Below are 16,623 nucleotides of genomic sequence, written 5' to 3' on the forward strand. Positions count from 1 at the left end.
GCGCACATCACGCACACACGGATCGATCACCATGTCTGAACAAGCTCACAGCAACGATGCGTTTTACGCACAGTACCAGTCGCTCAAGTTGCATCGCCGTCCGCACGGGGTGCTCGAAGTGGTGATGAGCGGCGAAGGCGCCAACAGAAGCGGGCTTGCCACCGCCGACGCGCGCATGCATTACGAACTCGCGGAAATCTGGCGCGACATCGACCGCGATCCCGACACGCGCGTCGCTATCATTCGAGGCGAGGGCAAGGGCTTCTCGGCGGGCGGCGATCTGCAACTGGTCGAAGACATGGCCACCGACTTCGACGTGCGCGCGCGCGTGTGGCGCGAGGCTCGCGATCTGGTCTACAACGTCATCAACTGCAGCAAACCGATCGTCTCGGCGATGCACGGTCCGGCCGTCGGCGCGGGTCTGGTCGCGGGCCTGCTTGCGGATATTTCGATCGCATCGAAGACGGCGCGCATTATCGACGGTCACACACGGCTCGGCGTAGCCGCCGGCGATCACGCGGCGATTGTCTGGCCGCTACTGTGCGGCATGGCGAAGGCCAAGTACTACCTGATGCTGTGCGAGCCGGTGAGCGGCGCGGAGGCGGAGCGCATCGGGCTCGTGTCGCTCGCAGTCGACGAAAACGATCTGCTGCCCAAAGCATTTGAAGTCGCGCAGAAGCTCGCGCACGGTTCGCAAACCGCGATCCGCTGGACGAAGTATGCGTTGAACAACTGGCTGCGCTCGGCAGGGCCCGCTTTCGATACGTCGCTTGCGCTGGAATTCATGGGGTTCGCCGGGCCGGACGTGCGAGAAGGCGTGAACTCGCTGCGCGAGCGGCGTGCGCCGGATTTTGGCGGCGCGGACCCTTGGCGTGCACCGTAATGGATGCAGCGCGATTCCGATGCACTGCGCTGTATGATCGGATTCAGGTGCGCTCCATGCGCTCTTTCTTTCGCGTTTTCCTTCCGCGCTTTTTTTGTTAATGCAGCGAGGCGACAAGCATGACTGACACACCTGGCTCAACGCCGCCGTTCCCTGGCTTCCCTGGTTTTCCGCCCGCCGAAATGCTGGAGGGCATGTGGGGCATGATGCGCATGTCACCGTTCGGCTCCGCGTTTTCCGGCGCACAACCGGGCGCGGGCCTGGGTCCGTCACTGTCGATGATGTCCGACATGATGGCGCCGCTTACCAACGTCGAAGAACTCGATAAGCGCATCACTGACATGCGCGCGGTCGAGCAATGGCTCAAGCTGAACCTGAGCATGCTGCAGTCCGCGATTCAGGCGCTCGAGGTGCAGCGCGCGACGCTTGCGACGCTGCGCGCGTTCGGCGCGTTTGCACAGCAATCGATGAGTCAGCCGGCGGCGGCGTCGCCAGTGCCAGCGCCGAGTCCGTCGCCGACGAGCAGTTGGCCTCATCCGGAGCCGGCGGCTTCGGCCGAAAGCTCGACTGCCGCCGAATCGTCGAGTGACGAGGAAGACACACCTGCCACACCGCCGTTCGACGCATCGGCATGGTGGAACCTGCTGCAATCGCAATTCAACCAGATCGCGCAATTCGCGATGACTCAGCCGCCAGCCAGCGCGGCGGGTGCAGCCGCGAGCGGCGGCGCGCAAGCCGACGCTTCCCAGGATGCTGCGGACGAGGCGAGCGAGGCGGTTGGCGGGGCGACTGATGTGCCGCGGCCATCGCCCGGGGACGATGCCGCCGCAGTGTCTGCAAAGTCGGCTGAAGGCGCTGGATCTGCTCAGCCTGCGGCGAAGCGGCCAGCGGCGAAACGCGCGCCGTCAACCGCGAGGCGCGCAGCTTCGAGCACGGTCAGCAGCGGGTCGAAGCCGCCAAAGAAGTCCGTGTGACGACGCGCAGCGAGAGGCGGGCGGCGGGCGGGCCGACTACAGGCGGCCGGCGACCATAGAAAAATTGCCGACTTGTCACCGTTTTGACCCCGTCGGGAGCCACACTCCGCCGATTGCGCCAGTCGTTGAGGCAGGTCAACCGGGCATCGGAATTGCGTCCGTTACCACGCGGGTTTGAGGAAGTCAGCGTGATATCATTGGAAGGTCTTTGTTTGGTTTTTGGGCGTGCGCTGAAAACAACCAATCGAGCCGCCCACGCTCCATTCGCCGCCGGCATCACCGGCGCAGGGCTGGACGGTGCGGTTTTCATCGCAAACTGGCTCGACCTCAGGCAAAGGGTATCCCTCACCCACGGTTGGCCGCGCAGCGCGTAGCTCCTCGCGCGAGCGCCCGGACCTCTTCGCTGGCCGTGCATCCAGGCGGCCGGTACCGCGTAAAATTGAAGGGTTGGCCGGCGAACGGCGCGGCATTCGGGCACGACACCCGGCGCGTTTCGTTCGTGGCCAGGAAAGTGCTACACGTAGTAGTGACAGACACACACAGTATGTGCAGAACAGGGGTGGGACTATGAACACCATGCTTTACCCGGAACTTTATAAATCGCTCGAATCCGTTCGATGGGACATGGAGAAAGACATTCCCTGGGACAAGTTCGACGCATCGCTATTGACCGACGAGCAGGCCGCGACGATCAAGATGAACGCGATCACCGAATGGTCGGCGTTGCCCGCCACGGAAATGTTTCTGCGTGACAATCATCATGACAGCGATTTCTCCGCGTTCATGAGCGTGTGGTTCTTCGAAGAGCAGAAACATTCGCTGGTGCTGATGGAATACCTGCGCCGCTTCAAGCCGGAAATGTGCCCCACTGAAGAAGAGCTGCACGCGGTGCGCTTCGAATTCGACCCGGCGCCGCCGCTTGAAACGCTGATGCTGCACTTCTGCGGCGAAATTCGCCTGAATCACTGGTATCGCCGTGCTGCCGAATGGCACACTGAGCCGGTCATCAAGCACATCTACGAAACCATTTCGCGCGACGAAGCGCGGCATGGCGGCGCTTACCTGCGCTACATGAAGAAAGCGATGGTGCAAACCGGCGACATCGCGCGGGCCGCTTTTGCAAAGATCGGCGTGCTGATGGCGTCGGCCCGCCGCACCGAAAAGCCGTTGCATCCCACGAATCTGCATGTGAATCAGGCGCTGTTCCCGCGCGACACGATCCAGTCGCGCCTGCCCGATCCCGAATGGCTCGAGCGCTGGCTCGACGAGCAGATCCGTTTCGACGACGGTTGGGAAAAGAAGGTGGTCGAGCGCATTCTGCATAACCTGTCGCTGCTATTCGAGCGCACGTTCACTACTGCACAGGAACTGAACCGCTATCGCAAGGAAGTGGTGGCGCGGCTGCAGGTCGACCAGAAATCGGCCGAACAGCCGGCTTGAATGCAGCCTCGTGAATTCCGGTTCGCGGCTCGCGCATGATGCAAAGCTAGCGCCGCGCTCCGGTTCGGCGCTCTGAAACGGTCCGGCAGGCGCGAGCTTGCCGGACCGTTTTGTTTGATTGGCGCTTGATTTCGATGCTTGACCTTTGCGCTTGACCGATCTGCCCGAACGTCAAGCTCCACGTTGCTTGCGCCGTATCGCGACGGCAATTTTCTGTATCTTCCACATCCCCAAATGGCTGCTATTTTCGAACGCAAGATTCTCACGCGCGACGCGCTGGTCGCGCTGCGCCCTTCGCTGAACGCGCCGGTCGTATTTACGAACGGCGTGTTCGACATCCTGCATCGCGGGCATGTGACCTATCTCGCGGACGCGAAAGCGCAGGGCGCTTGCCTGATCGTAGGCGTGAACAGCGACGCGTCGGTCCGCATGCTCGGCAAGGGCGATGACCGGCCGATCAACAACGAAGCCGACCGGATGGCTTTGCTCGCGGCGCTGGAGAGCGTCGACTACGTGGTTTGCTTTGGGGAAAAGACGCCGGTCGAACTGATCTCGGCGCTACGTCCCGATGTGCTCGTCAAGGGCGGCGACTACGACATGAATGCGCTGCCGGAGTCGGCCGTCGTGCGCGGCTGGGGCGGCAAGGCGCTGGCGATTCCGTTCGAGCACGACCGCTCGACCACGGCGCTGCTCAAGAAGGTTCGTACGCAGGGCTAAGTGTGAGCGGGCGACCGGGGCGCTGAGTCTGCGTGGCTTGGGCCAGGGCTTGCGCTTGCACAGTTCGATGCCCGGTTCGACGCTTCAGTTGCCGCCTCGATGGGCCCCTTAGACGCGCCGCTCGTATTCGCCGATGCAGAGCTCGCCGTTACCCTTCGCCGCTCGAATGCCCCGCTCTAACACGCCACTGCTGTAGCCGGCTCCAATTCTCTGCTTCGATTTTCCGCTTTATTGCGGCAACGCCGACGCCGCGATCGGCGCGACCGGTGCCGCCGCGCCAACAACAGCCTGATCGGCGGCGTCGGTGGCCGTGACCGGACGCACCTTCAACCAGTCCGGATGGACTTCACGGCTCAAGTGATTGGGTTCGCGCCCGCTCGCCGTGGGCGTCGGGCCGAACACGCCGCGCACTGCGACGAATGCCAGAAGGTTGGCCAGGAACAGTATGGCGATCAGCCAGCGCAGCATCGTTATATTTTCCCTTCCAGAAGTTAAGCCGCCGATGTGATTCAGGCGCGAAGTTGAGCCGTCACATCCGGCCGGTGTTCTACACGCCGTGTTCCGAAGCGCGCTCGGAAGCTATCAGTGCAAGCCCGGACAAGACCAGTGAATCGTGGCGAGTATGCGGCACTTTCAATGCGCTCGCCACTTCGTCTGCAGCGCCGCCGCCGACCACGAGGCGCACCGGCACCTGCCATTCGTCCTGCAAGTCGCGCCAGGTCCGCTCGACGAGACCTGCTTGTGCCAACGTGCAGCCGGCGGATAGCGAACGCGGCGTGTCCGTCGCGAAAAACGGGCCGCGTCGGGCCACGTCCTGCGTTCCGGCGGCGCTCCCCAGAAGACCGCGCGCGGCGCTCGCGTCGAGCGTCGGCAATTGAGCCGTATGCTCGCCGAGCGAGCGCATCATCAACGTCCAGCCTGGCGCGATGAGTCCGCCGACGAAGCAGCCGTCCGCGCGCAACGCCTCGAGCGTGGTCGCTGTTCCGAAGGTCGCAATCAGCAGATGCTCGCCGGGAAATGCCGCGTGCGCGCCGATCATGCCGGCCCAGCGGTCGCTGCCGAGCGCATGCGGCGTCGTATAGCTGTTAGTCACGCCGCATTGCTGCTCGCGGGCGCGGATCGTGGTGAGCGGCAGATGCCGCCATTGCGCGTCGACCATCGCAGCGATGCGCTCAGCCACAGTTTCGCCGGCGACATTCGATAACCATGCGCCGCGAGGCGTCGGCAAGTTCGCCCACTGACTCGCCCACTGAGTCGCCGCCTCGGTAGCCCACTGAGCCTGATCGGCGCCACCGTGCGCGAGCGCGCCGGCCGCGATCTGCAGGCCGTCAGCCTCCACCATCGCCCATTTGACACGGCTATTGCCCGCGTCGATCAAGAGATGATGCGCGCCGCTCGTCATGCAGCACCGCCGGCGAGACGCAGGGACACGTCGCCGGTCGCGATGCTCTGCCGGCCCGCGCCGGTATCGAGCAACAACTGGCCGCGCTCATCGACGCCCGCAGCGACGCCGCGCGCGACTTCCTTGCCCTGTTCGAGCAGAACGACGTCGCGGCCCGCGTACGCATGCATTGCGTTCCAGCGCGCCTGGAACGGCGCGAATCCTTCCGCGCCGAAGCGCAGCAAAGCGGGCTCCAGTGCATTGAGTTCGGCTGCGAGGGTATCGGTGAGGTTCGCGTTGGGTAGCGCGCGCTGCAGCGCGGTCGGCGCCGTGCCGCGTGCCTGCGGCGGCGCCCCGGCGTTGAGCGCGCCGATTTTCGCGGCGAGTTCGTCGGCGCCCTTCACGTTGGTGCCGATGCCGATCACGACGGCGCTCGCGTCCTCCGCACTCCAGGCGGTCTCGATCAGGATGCCGGCGAGCTTGTCGCCTTCGAGCAAGATGTCGTTCGGCCACTTCAGCGCAATCTGGCCGGGGCCGGCGACAGGCAACGAGCGCAGTCCGTCGACGAGCGCGACGCCCACCGCGAGGCTCAATCCCGCGAGTCCTTCCAGCGGACGAGGCAGCACGCAGGCAACCGAAAACAGCAGCGCATTGCCCGGCTCCGCGTACCACGGACGGCCGCGGCGGCCGCGTCCGGCGGTTTGCAGGTAAGCAACCCGCACGATCGGCCTCGGCAGCGCGCCCGCCTTGCGCGGCAGCGCCTTCACGCGGGACATGAGGTCGGCGTTGGTCGAGCCGGTTTCCTCGACGATTTCGATTGGCCAGTCATGCGCATGCGCGCCGAACAGAGCGACGGCGCGTTCACGGTCGATACGCCAGTCGGCTGCGTTCGCGGCAGCGGCCGGTCCTTGGGGCGGAGTGGAAGCGTTCATGTCCCATATTGTAGCGACAGCGAACCGCCTGGGCCCGCCAGCGCGGTCGATCCGCTGCGCCTTCGTTACAATGGCCGCTAATCCGATAACCACATTGCAACGATCCTTGAACTACGACACTCCGCCCGGCCTCGAAGTCGCGGCTGGCAGCCAAGGCAAGATCGTCCGGCTCTCGGGCCAGTGGACGGCGCTCGCGCTCGCGCGCGACCGTGCAACCGGACATGTGATCCCGCAACTTCGTTCGCTGGAAGGCGCCGAAGGCATCGGCCAGTGGGATCTGTCGCGTATCGACCGCATGGATCACGTAGGCGGCCAGGCGCTGTGGCGCGTGTGGGGCCACAGAATGCCGCCCGACACCGAACTCACCGACACACAGCGCGATATCTTCGAGCGCATTGCGTTGCTCGACACCGTCCGCGAGACGGCGGAGCCGGTCGCCAGATTCGATCCGTTCACGCGGCTCGGCCTTGCGCTGTTTTCGTTCTTCGAGCATTTGTACGGCGGCGTGGCCATGCTTGGTCGCGTCGTGCTCGATCTGCTGGCGATCGCGCGCAAGCCCGCACTCACGCCGTGGACTGAAATCTCCGCGAACGTCTACAACGCCGGCACGAGGGCGTTGCCCATCACCGCGCTGGTCGCGTTTCTGATCGGCATCGTGCTGAGCTATCTGTCCGCGCAGCAATTGAGACTCTTCGGCGCCAATCAGTACATCGTGAATATTCTCGGGCTGTCGGTGATCCGCGAACTCGGGCCGGTGCTCTCGGCGATTCTGGTGGCGGGCCGCTCAGGCTCTGCAATCACCGCGCAGATCGGCGTGATGCGCGTGACCGAGGAACTCGACGCCATGCGCGTGATGGGCATTCCCCACGGTCTGCGGCTGATCTTGCCGCGCGTGGTGGCGCTCGGTGTGGCGATGCCGCTACTCGTGATGTGGACGAACATCATCGCGCTGAGCGGTGGGGCGCTCGCCGCGAAGATCGTGCTCGGCATCGACATGAGTTACTTCGCGCGCGCGTTGCCCGGCGTCGTGCCGGCTGCGAACCTGTGGATCGGTCTTGGCAAGGGCGTCGTCTTCGGCATGCTGATCGCGATCGTCGGCTGCCACTTCGGGTTCCGTATCAAAGCCAATTCGCAGAGTCTCGGCGAAGGCACGACGACCTCGGTGGTGACGTCCATCACGATCGTGATTCTCGCGGACGCTGTGTTCGCGATCCTGTTCCAGAACGTGGGGCTCGGATGATCGCGCCGCTCACTCAGGCCGTACGCGGCCAGCCGATGCCTTCCATTGCCGAGCCGGTGATCGAAGTGATCGACGTCACCAAGCGCTATGGCCGCAACATCGTGCATCAGCATGTGAATCTCGACGTGCGACGCGGCGAGATCGTGTCGATCGTCGGCGGGTCGGGTTCGGGCAAGACCACGCTCGTGCGGCAGATTCTCGGGTTGGAGCGGCCGTCTTCGGGAACCATCAAGCTGTTTGGCGAAAACCTCGCGACCATCTCTCCCGAAACCGCGCTGCTGATGCGCAGCCGCTCCGGCATGCTGTTTCAGCGGGGCGCGCTGTTTTCGTCGCTGTCGGTGTTCGACAACGTCGCACAGCCGGTGCGCGAACTCGGCCAGGTGCCCGAAGATCTGCTGCGCGACATCGTCATGCTGAAGCTGGAGATGGTCGGGCTGCCGTGCAAGCACGCGTCCAAAATGCCGTCGGCGTTGTCCGGCGGCATGATCAAGCGCGTTGGCATTGCGCGCGCGATCGCGCTCGAACCCGAACTGCTGTTCCTCGACGAACCGACGGCCGGGCTCGATCCGGAAGCGTCCGACGAGTTCGTCGAACTGATTGCGGCGCTGCATCGCGCGCTCGGCTTGACGGTTGTGATGGTCACCCACGATCTCGACACGATGGTCGCGCTTTCCACGCGCGTGGCGGTGCTGGCGGATCGGAAGGTGCTGGTCGCCGCGCCCGTCGAAGAAGCGGCGGGCGTCGATCATCCGTTTATCCGCGAATATTTTCTCGGCTTGCGCGGGCGCCGCGCCTTGCAAGCCTTGCCGCCCGAGCGCCGCGCAAAGTTGCCGCGGGCGGCGCTCGAGCCGGCATCGTCCGAATTGCCGCTGTGAATCAGGGAAACTAGGGAACCTGGCAATGGAAAACAAATCGCATGCGTTCTGGGCAGGACTCTTTACGGTCGTCCTGCTGGCCGCGATCGCCACGGCGGCTTTTTTGTTCAATGTCGACCGCGCGGTGCGCGTGCCGTACGATCTGATTGCGCGCACCAACGTAACGGGCCTTTTTACCGACGCGGCCGTGCGCTATAGAGGGCTCGACGTCGGCAAAGTGCAGTCGATCAAATTCGACCGCGACCATCCGGGCCAGATCCTGATCCGCATTCTCGTCGACACGCATGCTCCGATCACGCATTCCACGTTCGGCAGTCTCGGCTTCCAGGGTGTGACCGGCATTGCGTTTATCCAGCTCGACGACACGGGGCGCGATCCGTCACCGCTCGCTTCGTCGGCAAAACAGGTTGCGCAGTTGCCGATGCATCCGGGCTTGCTGGATCAATTGCAGCAACGCGGCGACGTGCTGTTGAAGAAACTCGAAAAGGTCGCGGACGACGTCGACAATCTGTTGTCGCAGGAAATGGTCGACCAGTTGCAGGGCACGGCGGCAAGCATCCAGAAAGCCGCGGACGGCGTCGCCACGCTCACGCACCAGATGGCGCCGGTGGCCGGCAAGCTGCCCGCCACCATCGACAAGCTGGATAGCACGCTCGCCTCGACGAACCAGTTGATCACGAGCCTGAATCGCGCGGATGGTCCGTTCGAGACCAATCTGAACAAGGTGGGCACCGCGGCTCAGCAAGCGGGCGACGCGCTCACGGCGATGAACGGCTCATTGCAGGATCTGTCGGCGCGGGTCGGTTACGACACGTTGCCGCGGGTCAATTCGCTTGCTGAAGACGTGCGCTCCGCCGCGCGCTCCGTGGACCGCGCCGCCGATACGTTCAGCACCAGCCCGCGCAGCGTGCTGTTCGGCGCGCCGGCGGCGGCGCCGGGGCCCGGCGAGGCCGGTTTTACGTGGCCCGCCGCGCGCGCCGCACAATGAATCTGAAGGTTTGAAGAAAGGAACATCGTCATGTCACGCTCCATTCACCGCTTGTTGTCCTCGCGCCCCGCGCGCACGGGCGCTGCTTGCGCGACGCTGCTTGCGCTCAGTCTGCTGGCGGCCGGCTGCTCCAGCACGCCGGCCGCGCTCGCGGACATTCGCTACGACTTCGGGCCGCCGAAGCCTGCGGCGTCCGCGGGCACGCAATCGGCAGTGAAGGTGCTCGACGTGAACGCGCCGGAAATGCTCCAGTCCGACAAGCTCGTGTACCGGCTCGGCTATGCCGACGCGCAGCAGATGGCCGCGTACGCGAACAGCCACTGGACGATGCCGCCTTCGCAGTTGCTCACGCAGCGTCTGCGCGGCGCGCTCAGTTCGCGCGGCACGGTGCTGACGGGCGCCGACGGCGTCGCCGCGCCCGTGCTGAAGGTGGATCTGAGCGAGTTCGAGCAGGTCTTCGACAGTCAGTCGCAAAGCCATGCAGCGGTGACCGCGCGCGCCACACTGACGCAGGGCGGCAAGGTGCTGGGTCAGCGCACCTTCATCTCTCGCGCGCCGTCCAGTACGGCCGACGCCGCGGGCGGCGCGCAAGCGCTCGCCACCGCCAGCGACGACCTCGTCGCGCAAATCGGCGCCTGGCTCGGCGTTCAGGCGCTGGTCGCCGCGCAATGACCGGCGCGCAGCGCACGCAACGGAGCGCTGCATGAGCGAAAGATCGTGGCTGCGCCGTCCGTCGGTGCTTTCGCGGCAAGCGCTGCTGCTATACACCGCGCTGATCGTCTACGGTTCGTGGTATCCGTTTTCAGGCTGGCGCTCGCTCGGTCTCACGCCGTTCGCCTTCCTGTCCGATCCGATGCCGCAGTATCTGACGGCATTCGATGTCATCACGAATGTGCTTGGCTATATGCCGTTCGGCGCGCTGATGGTGCTTGCGCTCTACCCGCGCTGGCGCGGTCCGCTCGCGGTCGCGCTGGCTTTCGTGCTCGGCGGCCTGCTGTCGGGCGTGATGGAAGCCGTGCAAACGTACTTGCCGACGCGGGTCGCATCCAACCTCGACCTCGCGGCCAATGCGCTCGGCGCGCTGCTTGGCGCGGCGATCATGTCGCCGGCTACGGGCGCGCTGCTCGATCGCGGGTTGTTGCGACGCTTGCGGCTCATGTGGTTCCACCGTGAGAGCGCCGCGCTCGCGTGTCTCGTCGCGACCTGGCCCTTTGCGACGATGTATCCGTCGCCGCGTCTCTTTGGGCTCGGTAACTGGCCGCGCGCGCTGTGGACGCGAGTCGATTCCACTACGCAAGATGTCCTCTTCGCATGGACGCCCGCTGGCTGGCACGTCGGCGCATGGCCCGCGTGGGTCGCAGCGTGGTTGCCTGACGATGCCTGGGAAGCGCTCATCACCACGCTCAATCTGTTCGCCGCGCTTGCACTCGCGTCGTTGACGGTACGCCGTCATGCGCCGCGCGTGCGGCTGTTGCTGCTGTTTATCGTCGTGGCTCTCGGGGTGAAGGCGGGCGCTACGTTCCTGCAATCGCAATCGGGCCTCGCTTTCGACTGGGCGACGCCCGGCGCGCTCGCGGGCCTCGGCTGCGGCGCGGCGCTCGGGCTGCTTGCACTGCGTCTGCGGCGCAGATCGCGCGCCGCGCTGGCGGCGGGCGCACTCGTCGTCACGTTGGTGTTCGTGAACCTGCTGCCGGTGAATCCTTATTTCGATGTCGTGCTGGCCGACTGGCGGCAAGGACGGTATCTGCATTTCAATGGCCTCGCGCGCTGGCTCGCGTGGGTGTGGCCGTACGCGGCGCTCGTGTGGCTCGCGTTCGTCGTCGAACGGGTCTGGCTCAGGCGGCGCACGAGGCTTGAGTCGAAGTAGGCGCCCCGCCGCGTCAGCGATGCTGGCCCCTTGCTCGCTATAATCGTCCGCAGGCGGCCCCCCGCAGGCGGCCTTCCGCAACAAAGCGCGCGCCGCTGCGCCCGACTGCCTTCTGCTGCACTATTGCCCTTCTGACAGCCTCGCTCTTCGTACACCATGGACTCCTTCTACAAGTACCACGTCTTCTTCTGCCTCAATCAGCGTGAACCGGGCGCGGAGCGTCCGAGTTGCGCGAACTGCAACGCGCAGGCAATGCAGGAATACGCGAAAAAGCGCGTGAAGAAGCTCGGCCTTGCCGGCCCCGGTCAGGTGCGCATCAACAAGGCAGGTTGCCTCGACCGCTGCGAACTCGGCCCGACGCTCGTCGTCTATCCGGAAGGTGTCTGGTACACGTATGTCGACGAGAGCGACATCGACGAAATCGTCGACTCGCATCTGGCAAACGGCAAGGTTGTCGAGCGTCTGAAGATCGATCAATAAGCGCCGCCATGAACGCACACACGAAGAAGTATCTGATCGACGGCCCGGCAGGCAAAATCGAGGTCGCGCTCGATCTGCCCGACGAGGCGCGCGAAAACGGCGCGGCGCCGCGCGGCATCGCGCTCGTCGCGCATCCGCATCCGCTCTTTGGCGGCTCGATGGACAACAAGGTCGCGCAGACGCTTGCACGCACGCTGGTCCAGTTGAACTACGTGACGTATCGCTCGAATTTTCGCGGTGTCGGGCAAACGCAAGGCGAGCATGACGGCGGCATCGGCGAGCGCGACGATTTGCGTGCGGTGCTCGACCACATGCGCGCGCAGCCGGGGCACGCCGATCTGCCGCTGGTGCTGGCAGGCTTCTCGTTCGGCACTTTCGTGCTGTCCCATGTGGCCGCGAAGCTGCGCGACGAAGGCGAGGAGATCGAGCGGATGGTGTTCGTCGGCACCGCCGCGAGCCGCTGGGAAGTGGCGCCCGTGCCGGACAATACGCTGGTGATTCACGGCGAGACCGACGAGACCGTTCCCATTCAATCCGTTTACGACTGGGCGCGGCCGCAGGAATTGCCCGTGGTGGTGATTCCGGGCGCGGAGCATTTTCTACATCGCAAGCTGCATATCCTGAAGCGGATCATCGTCGACGCGTGGCGGTGAGTTCCCGCGCGGCGCGCGTTTTCCGGGGTACAGGTACACGCAAAAGCGTCACTATTCGCCAGCCATTGCGCGAAGTTCGGGGAATAGCGCGCGTATAATGAGCGCTCTTTTTTGGGCGCAGCACGGCCTGTCCGGCAGTTCGCGCGACGCGTAACTTCTTTTCACGCGCGCAGCGGTGCCGGCTACGAGTGCTGCGCGAACCGATCGCGTGGCCGGAAGTCCAATGGGCGCTCAAGCCGTTACGTTTAGTCGTTACGGCCAGTCGCTCGCCGACCGGCTCTTCCAAACTCTGCGCCCTGCGCGCGTTGTATTTTTCTGCACGAACCTACCCTATGCGTTTTTCCACCTCCGGCCGCACGTCTTTCCCCTCCGTTGCATCTCTTGTTTCTCCCACGCTAAGCCGCACATTGACGCTCGGCGTCGTGCTGCCCGCCACGCTCGCGGCCAGCACGGCGTTCGCGCAAGTGCCGCCGCCGGCGGTGAACGCGCGTTCGTGGGTGCTCGTGGACGCGACCAGCAATCAGGTTCTCGCCTCGGGCAATCCCGACGAGCGCGTGGAACCCGCATCGCTCACCAAGCTGATGACTGCGTATCTCGTCTTCGAAGCACTGCAAACGAAGAAGATCGCGATGGACCAGACGGTGACGCCGAGCGAAGCGGTGCGCCGCGTGCGTACCGACGAATCGCGCATGTTCGTGGAGGCAAACAAGCCCGTGACCGTGCACGATCTGGTGTACGGCATGATCGTGCAGTCGGGTAACGACGCCGCCATCGCGCTGGCCGAACTGGTGGGCGGCAGCGAAGCGCAGTTCGTCAACATGATGAACACCGAAGCACAGCGCCTCGGCATGAAGCACACGCATTTCGCCGACGTGAACGGCATGCCCGACCCGCAGCACTACACCACAGCCGGCGATCTCGCGGTGCTGTCGGCGCGTCTGATCCGCGACTTCCCCGACTACTACAACATCTTCTCGGTCAAGGACTTCACGTACAACAAGATCAAGCAGCCGAACCGCAACCGTCTGCTGTGGATCGACCCGACTGTCGACGGTCTGAAGACCGGCCATACGCAAGCCGCCGGCTACTGCCTGATCGCGAGCGCGAAGCGCTCGCTGCCGGGCACGCAGGACGCATCGCGCCGCCTCGTTTCGGTAATGATGGGCGAGACGAAGGAACATGACCGCGTGCAGGACAGCCTGAAGATGCTGAACTACGGCTACTCCGCGTACGACACGGTGCGCCTCTACAAGGCGAGCCAGGTCGTGGGCACGCCGCGCGTCTACAAGGGTGCGCAGGACTCGGTGCAGATCGGCGTGAAGAGCGATCAGTACATCACCGTGCCGAAGGGCATGGCGGACAAGGTGAAGCCGCAAATCGAGCAGATGGATCCGCTGATCGCGCCGATCGCGAACGGTCAGCAGGTCGGCACGGCGAAGCTCGTTGCCGACGGCAAGGTGCTTGCACAATTCCCGATAGTCGCATTGCAGGCCGTGCCGCAAGCGGGTGTGGTGGGCCGCGTGTGGGACTCGCTCATGCTCATGTTCAACAAGAAAAAGTAAACACGGATCGCAATGACCGCTCTTCCTGATGTTTCGCTGGAACCGATCGTTTATCTGAACGGCGAAGTGGTGCCTTTGTCCGAAGCGCGCGTGCCGGTGCTCGACCGCGGCTTCATTTTCGGCGACGGCATCTACGAAGTCGCGCCGCTGTATGCGCACGCGGGCGGACGCACGGCCTTCCGCTTCGAACAGCATCTGGCGCGTCTCTCGCGTTCGCTCGAGAAGATCGGCATTGCCAATCCATTCGACAATGCGGGCTGGCGCGCGTTGATCGAGCGCGTGGTCGCGGCTAACGAGGCCGAGGCCGATCTCGCCGCCGGTCAGGACGCGATTGCGTACATTCAGATTACGCGCGGCGTCGCAAAGCGCGGCCATGCGTTTCCCGCGGGCATCCAGCCGACGGTATTCGTCATGATTACGCCGCTCCATCTGCCGAACGCCGCGCAACGCGCGGAGGGCGTGCGTTGCGTCAGCGCGGAAGATCGCCGCTGGCTCAATTGCGACATCAAGTCTGTCTCATTGCTCGGCAATGTGCTGATGGCGCAATACGCGGCGGAAAACGGCGCGTTCGAGACGATCCAGTTCCGCGATGGCGTGTTGACCGAAGGGTCGTCGTCGAATGTGTGGGTGGTGAAGGGTGGAGTATTGATCGCGCCGCCGCGCAGCCACAAGATTCTCGAAGGCATCCGTTACGGGCTGATCGAAGAGCTGTCGGCCGAATGCGGTATCCGCCTGGAAGTACGCGAGATCGCCGAAGCCGAAGTGCGCGCAGCCGATGAGATCATCATCAGTTCGGCCACCAAGGAAGTGCTGCCCGTCACGCAGCTCGACGGTCAGCCTGTTGGCGCGGGCAAGCCGGGTGCGGTGTTTGCGGCGCTGTATGCGGCGTATCAGCGAGCCAAGGCAACAGATGCGCAAGGGGCGCAGCAGCAAGGAGCAAAAAATGAATCCGGCGAACGAGTCACTGATTGAGTATCCCTGCGATTTCCCGATCAAGATCATGGGCAAATCGCACCCCGAGTTCACCGAGACGATCGTCACGGTGGTCCGGCGGTTCGATAGCGAAGTCGACGCCTCGCGCGTCGAGACGCGTCCGTCCAGCGGCGGAAACTACACCGGGCTGACGGTGACGGTGCGTGCCACTAGCCGTGAACAGCTCGACGATATCTATCGGGCGCTCACCGGTCATCCGATGGTCAAGGTCGTACTTTAAGGCGTCACACTACGGCGCGACGCGCAATGCGTCCGCCGCTCGGGCCGCGCTTGCGGCTGAGCCGGCCGCGCAAGCCCGGTCGAACAGCAGCTTGAACCGTCCCACTTCCGCAAAGACCCAGTCCCTGAACGCCTTCACCCGCGCTGTTTCCAGCATCTGCGGCGGGCAGATGAAGTAGTACTGCCACGGACTCGGCCCGTCCACGTCGAATAGCCTCACGAGCCGGCCGGCCGCGATCTCATGCATTGCGAGCGAGCGGCGCGTTAGCGCAATCCCTTGACCGTCGATTGCTGCCTGCAACAGGTTCGACGAATCCTGATACAGCACGCCGCGCTTCGGCTCGGGCCACTCGGTGAGGCCCGCCGCGTCGAACCATGGGCGCCATAATTCGTCGTCGGAACGGAGCAGAGGAAGCTTCGCCAACTCGGCCGGCGTTTGCGGCAGGTTGCCACCGTTGAAATTCGGCGCGCATGCCGGGAAGAAAATCTCCTCGAGCAACAGTTCGGAATACAGCCCCGCATATTTTCCGTAGCCGAAACGGATCGCTACGTCGACGTCGTCGCGCGCGAAGTCTGTCAGCGCATTTGTGGACAACAGTTCGAGGTCCCATTGCGGATGTGCTTCGATAAAGCTGCCAATGCGCGGCGTCACCCAACGCGCCGCAAACGACGACAGCATGGACACCACGAGCCGCCGCTCGCGGTCGCCGGCACGGAGTTCGCGCGTGGCGTCGGACAATGCGGTGAGCGCGGAGCGCACGTGGTTGGCGTAGCGTCTGCCCGTTTCTGTAAGCCGCACGCGCTTGCCGTCGCGGGCGAACAGCGACACGCCGAGTTCAGCCTCCAACGCCCGGATCTGATGGCTGACCGCGCCGTGAGTGACGAAGAGTTCGTCGGCGGCGCGCGAGAAACTCTCGTGGCGGGCGGCGGCTTCGAAGGCTTTGATCGCATTCAACGGCGGCAGATGGCGGAGCTCCATCGTAGTTTTTCTCACATAGAGGTGAAAATTGATCGTTTTGCGAAACCCCTTGCTACGCCTACGATTGTAGCCATGAAACGACTTTTGGCGAGGGCATTATGCGAGAAGTTTCCTCTAGCATCGCGTATGAAATTCACGGTGGCGAAACGCTTCCCCTGAAGGTGGCGCGCAGCACGAAGCTGGTCGTGCGAGGCGGCGCAGTGTGGGTAACGCGCAGCGACGACACCGAAGACTACTGGCTGCAGCCCGGCCACACGTTGAGATTGCGGCGCGGCGAAAGGCTGTGGGTCAGCGCGGAAGGCACGCCGCGCGCGACGATCGCGTTTTCGGTGCCCACGCGTTGCGACGAGCGCGCGCTGAACTGGTTTGCGCGAGTCGGCGAACGTTTGGCGGCGCGCATGCGCGGCGGCTGGCGCACCGTTTAACGGCGGGCGCCCCGG

General features: G+C 64.4%; 19 protein-coding genes. 15 read left to right on the forward strand and 4 right to left on the reverse strand.

What is annotated here, in order from left to right; all coding sequences use genetic code 11:
* Positions 1-31: 31 nt before the first annotated feature.
* The 4 genes from RW095_RS36270 (at position 32) to rfaE2 (ending at position 4,014) form a co-directional block, all read left to right on the forward strand.
* Positions 32-883: an enoyl-CoA hydratase/isomerase family protein gene (locus RW095_RS36270; RefSeq protein ID WP_317020549.1), complete on the forward strand. Its 852-nt coding sequence runs from the start codon at positions 32-34 to the stop codon at positions 881-883.
* A gap of 119 nt (positions 884-1,002) precedes the next feature.
* A complete protein-coding gene (locus tag RW095_RS36275) occupies positions 1,003-1,857 on the forward strand; it encodes a PhaM family polyhydroxyalkanoate granule multifunctional regulatory protein (protein ID WP_317020550.1) in 855 nt (284 codons plus the stop codon).
* A 567-nt stretch (positions 1,858-2,424) separates the two neighbouring features.
* Complete coding sequence (locus tag RW095_RS36280) at positions 2,425-3,297, forward strand: ferritin family protein (RefSeq protein ID WP_317020551.1); 873 nt, start codon at positions 2,425-2,427, stop codon at positions 3,295-3,297.
* 234 nt (positions 3,298-3,531) lie between these two features.
* The gene (gene rfaE2 / locus RW095_RS36285) at positions 3,532-4,014 is read left to right on the forward strand and encodes a D-glycero-beta-D-manno-heptose 1-phosphate adenylyltransferase (RefSeq protein ID WP_317020552.1); all 483 of its coding nucleotides are present in this window, start codon (positions 3,532-3,534) and stop codon (positions 4,012-4,014) included.
* Positions 4,015-4,242: 228 nt separating this feature from the next.
* Here rfaE2 and RW095_RS36290 read toward each other — a convergent pair whose 3' ends face one another.
* From RW095_RS36290 to RW095_RS36300, 3 genes are all read right to left on the reverse strand, one after another.
* Positions 4,243-4,482, reverse strand: a complete 240-nt coding sequence (locus RW095_RS36290) for a hypothetical protein (RefSeq protein ID WP_020067099.1) — start codon at positions 4,480-4,482, stop codon at positions 4,243-4,245.
* Positions 4,483-4,561: 79 nt separating this feature from the next.
* Positions 4,562-5,416, reverse strand: a complete 855-nt coding sequence (locus RW095_RS36295) for a type III pantothenate kinase (RefSeq protein ID WP_317020553.1) — start codon at positions 5,414-5,416, stop codon at positions 4,562-4,564.
* A complete protein-coding gene (locus RW095_RS36300; RefSeq protein ID WP_317020554.1) occupies positions 5,413-6,327 on the reverse strand; it encodes a biotin--[acetyl-CoA-carboxylase] ligase in 915 nt (304 codons plus the stop codon). Before RW095_RS36300 ends, RW095_RS36295 begins: the two co-directional genes overlap by 4 nt.
* A gap of 106 nt (positions 6,328-6,433) precedes the next feature.
* Between RW095_RS36300 and RW095_RS36305 the strand changes: the two genes are divergently transcribed.
* The 10 genes from RW095_RS36305 to RW095_RS36350 all read left to right on the forward strand — a co-directional run bounded on the left by RW095_RS36305 (position 6,434) and on the right by RW095_RS36350 (position 15,205).
* Complete coding sequence (locus RW095_RS36305) at positions 6,434-7,567, forward strand: MlaE family ABC transporter permease (protein WP_128594174.1); 1,134 nt, start codon at positions 6,434-6,436, stop codon at positions 7,565-7,567.
* Positions 7,564-8,442 carry an ABC transporter ATP-binding protein gene (locus RW095_RS36310; protein WP_317020555.1) on the forward strand — a complete coding sequence of 293 codons (879 nt, stop codon included), beginning with the start codon at positions 7,564-7,566 and terminating at the stop codon, positions 8,440-8,442. The genes RW095_RS36305 and RW095_RS36310 overlap by 4 nt, the downstream gene beginning before the upstream one ends.
* 25 nt (positions 8,443-8,467) lie before the next feature.
* The gene (locus RW095_RS36315) at positions 8,468-9,430 is read left to right on the forward strand and encodes an MlaD family protein (RefSeq protein ID WP_317020556.1); all 963 of its coding nucleotides are present in this window, start codon (positions 8,468-8,470) and stop codon (positions 9,428-9,430) included.
* 30 nt (positions 9,431-9,460) lie between these two features.
* The gene (locus RW095_RS36320) at positions 9,461-10,102 is read left to right on the forward strand and encodes an ABC-type transport auxiliary lipoprotein family protein (protein ID WP_317020557.1); all 642 of its coding nucleotides are present in this window, start codon (positions 9,461-9,463) and stop codon (positions 10,100-10,102) included.
* Positions 10,103-10,133: 31 nt separating this feature from the next.
* Complete coding sequence (locus RW095_RS36325; RefSeq protein ID WP_317020558.1) at positions 10,134-11,297, forward strand: VanZ family protein; 1,164 nt, start codon at positions 10,134-10,136, stop codon at positions 11,295-11,297.
* Positions 11,298-11,453: 156 nt separating this feature from the next.
* Positions 11,454-11,777: a (2Fe-2S) ferredoxin domain-containing protein gene (locus RW095_RS36330; protein WP_027780106.1), complete on the forward strand. Its 324-nt coding sequence runs from the start codon at positions 11,454-11,456 to the stop codon at positions 11,775-11,777.
* An 8-nt stretch (positions 11,778-11,785) separates the two neighbouring features.
* Entirely contained in the window at positions 11,786-12,430 is a 645-nt protein-coding gene (locus tag RW095_RS36335) for an alpha/beta hydrolase (protein WP_317020559.1), read from the forward strand.
* Positions 12,431-12,762: 332 nt separating this feature from the next.
* Complete coding sequence (locus tag RW095_RS36340; protein ID WP_317020560.1) at positions 12,763-13,992, forward strand: D-alanyl-D-alanine carboxypeptidase family protein; 1,230 nt, start codon at positions 12,763-12,765, stop codon at positions 13,990-13,992.
* 12 nt (positions 13,993-14,004) lie between these two features.
* Positions 14,005-14,964 carry a D-amino acid aminotransferase gene (locus RW095_RS36345; protein ID WP_317020561.1) on the forward strand — a complete coding sequence of 320 codons (960 nt, stop codon included), beginning with the start codon at positions 14,005-14,007 and terminating at the stop codon, positions 14,962-14,964.
* The gene (locus RW095_RS36350) at positions 14,936-15,205 is read left to right on the forward strand and encodes an HP0495 family protein (RefSeq protein WP_317020562.1); all 270 of its coding nucleotides are present in this window, start codon (positions 14,936-14,938) and stop codon (positions 15,203-15,205) included. Before RW095_RS36345 ends, RW095_RS36350 begins: the two co-directional genes overlap by 29 nt.
* 9 nt (positions 15,206-15,214) lie before the next feature.
* On the opposite strand, the gene RW095_RS36355 is transcribed toward RW095_RS36350, so the two are convergent.
* Positions 15,215-16,183: a transcriptional regulator GcvA gene (locus RW095_RS36355; protein WP_317020563.1), complete on the reverse strand. Its 969-nt coding sequence runs from the start codon at positions 16,181-16,183 to the stop codon at positions 15,215-15,217.
* A gap of 98 nt (positions 16,184-16,281) precedes the next feature.
* Here RW095_RS36355 and RW095_RS36360 point away from each other — a divergent pair, with 98 nt between their 5' ends.
* Positions 16,282-16,608 carry a DUF2917 domain-containing protein gene (locus tag RW095_RS36360; RefSeq protein WP_128587938.1) on the forward strand — a complete coding sequence of 109 codons (327 nt, stop codon included), beginning with the start codon at positions 16,282-16,284 and terminating at the stop codon, positions 16,606-16,608.
* Positions 16,609-16,623 lie beyond the last annotated feature (15 nt).

It is taken from the genome of Paraburkholderia kirstenboschensis (assembly GCF_032806925.1).
Lineage (GTDB): Bacteria > Pseudomonadota > Gammaproteobacteria > Burkholderiales > Burkholderiaceae > Paraburkholderia > Paraburkholderia kirstenboschensis.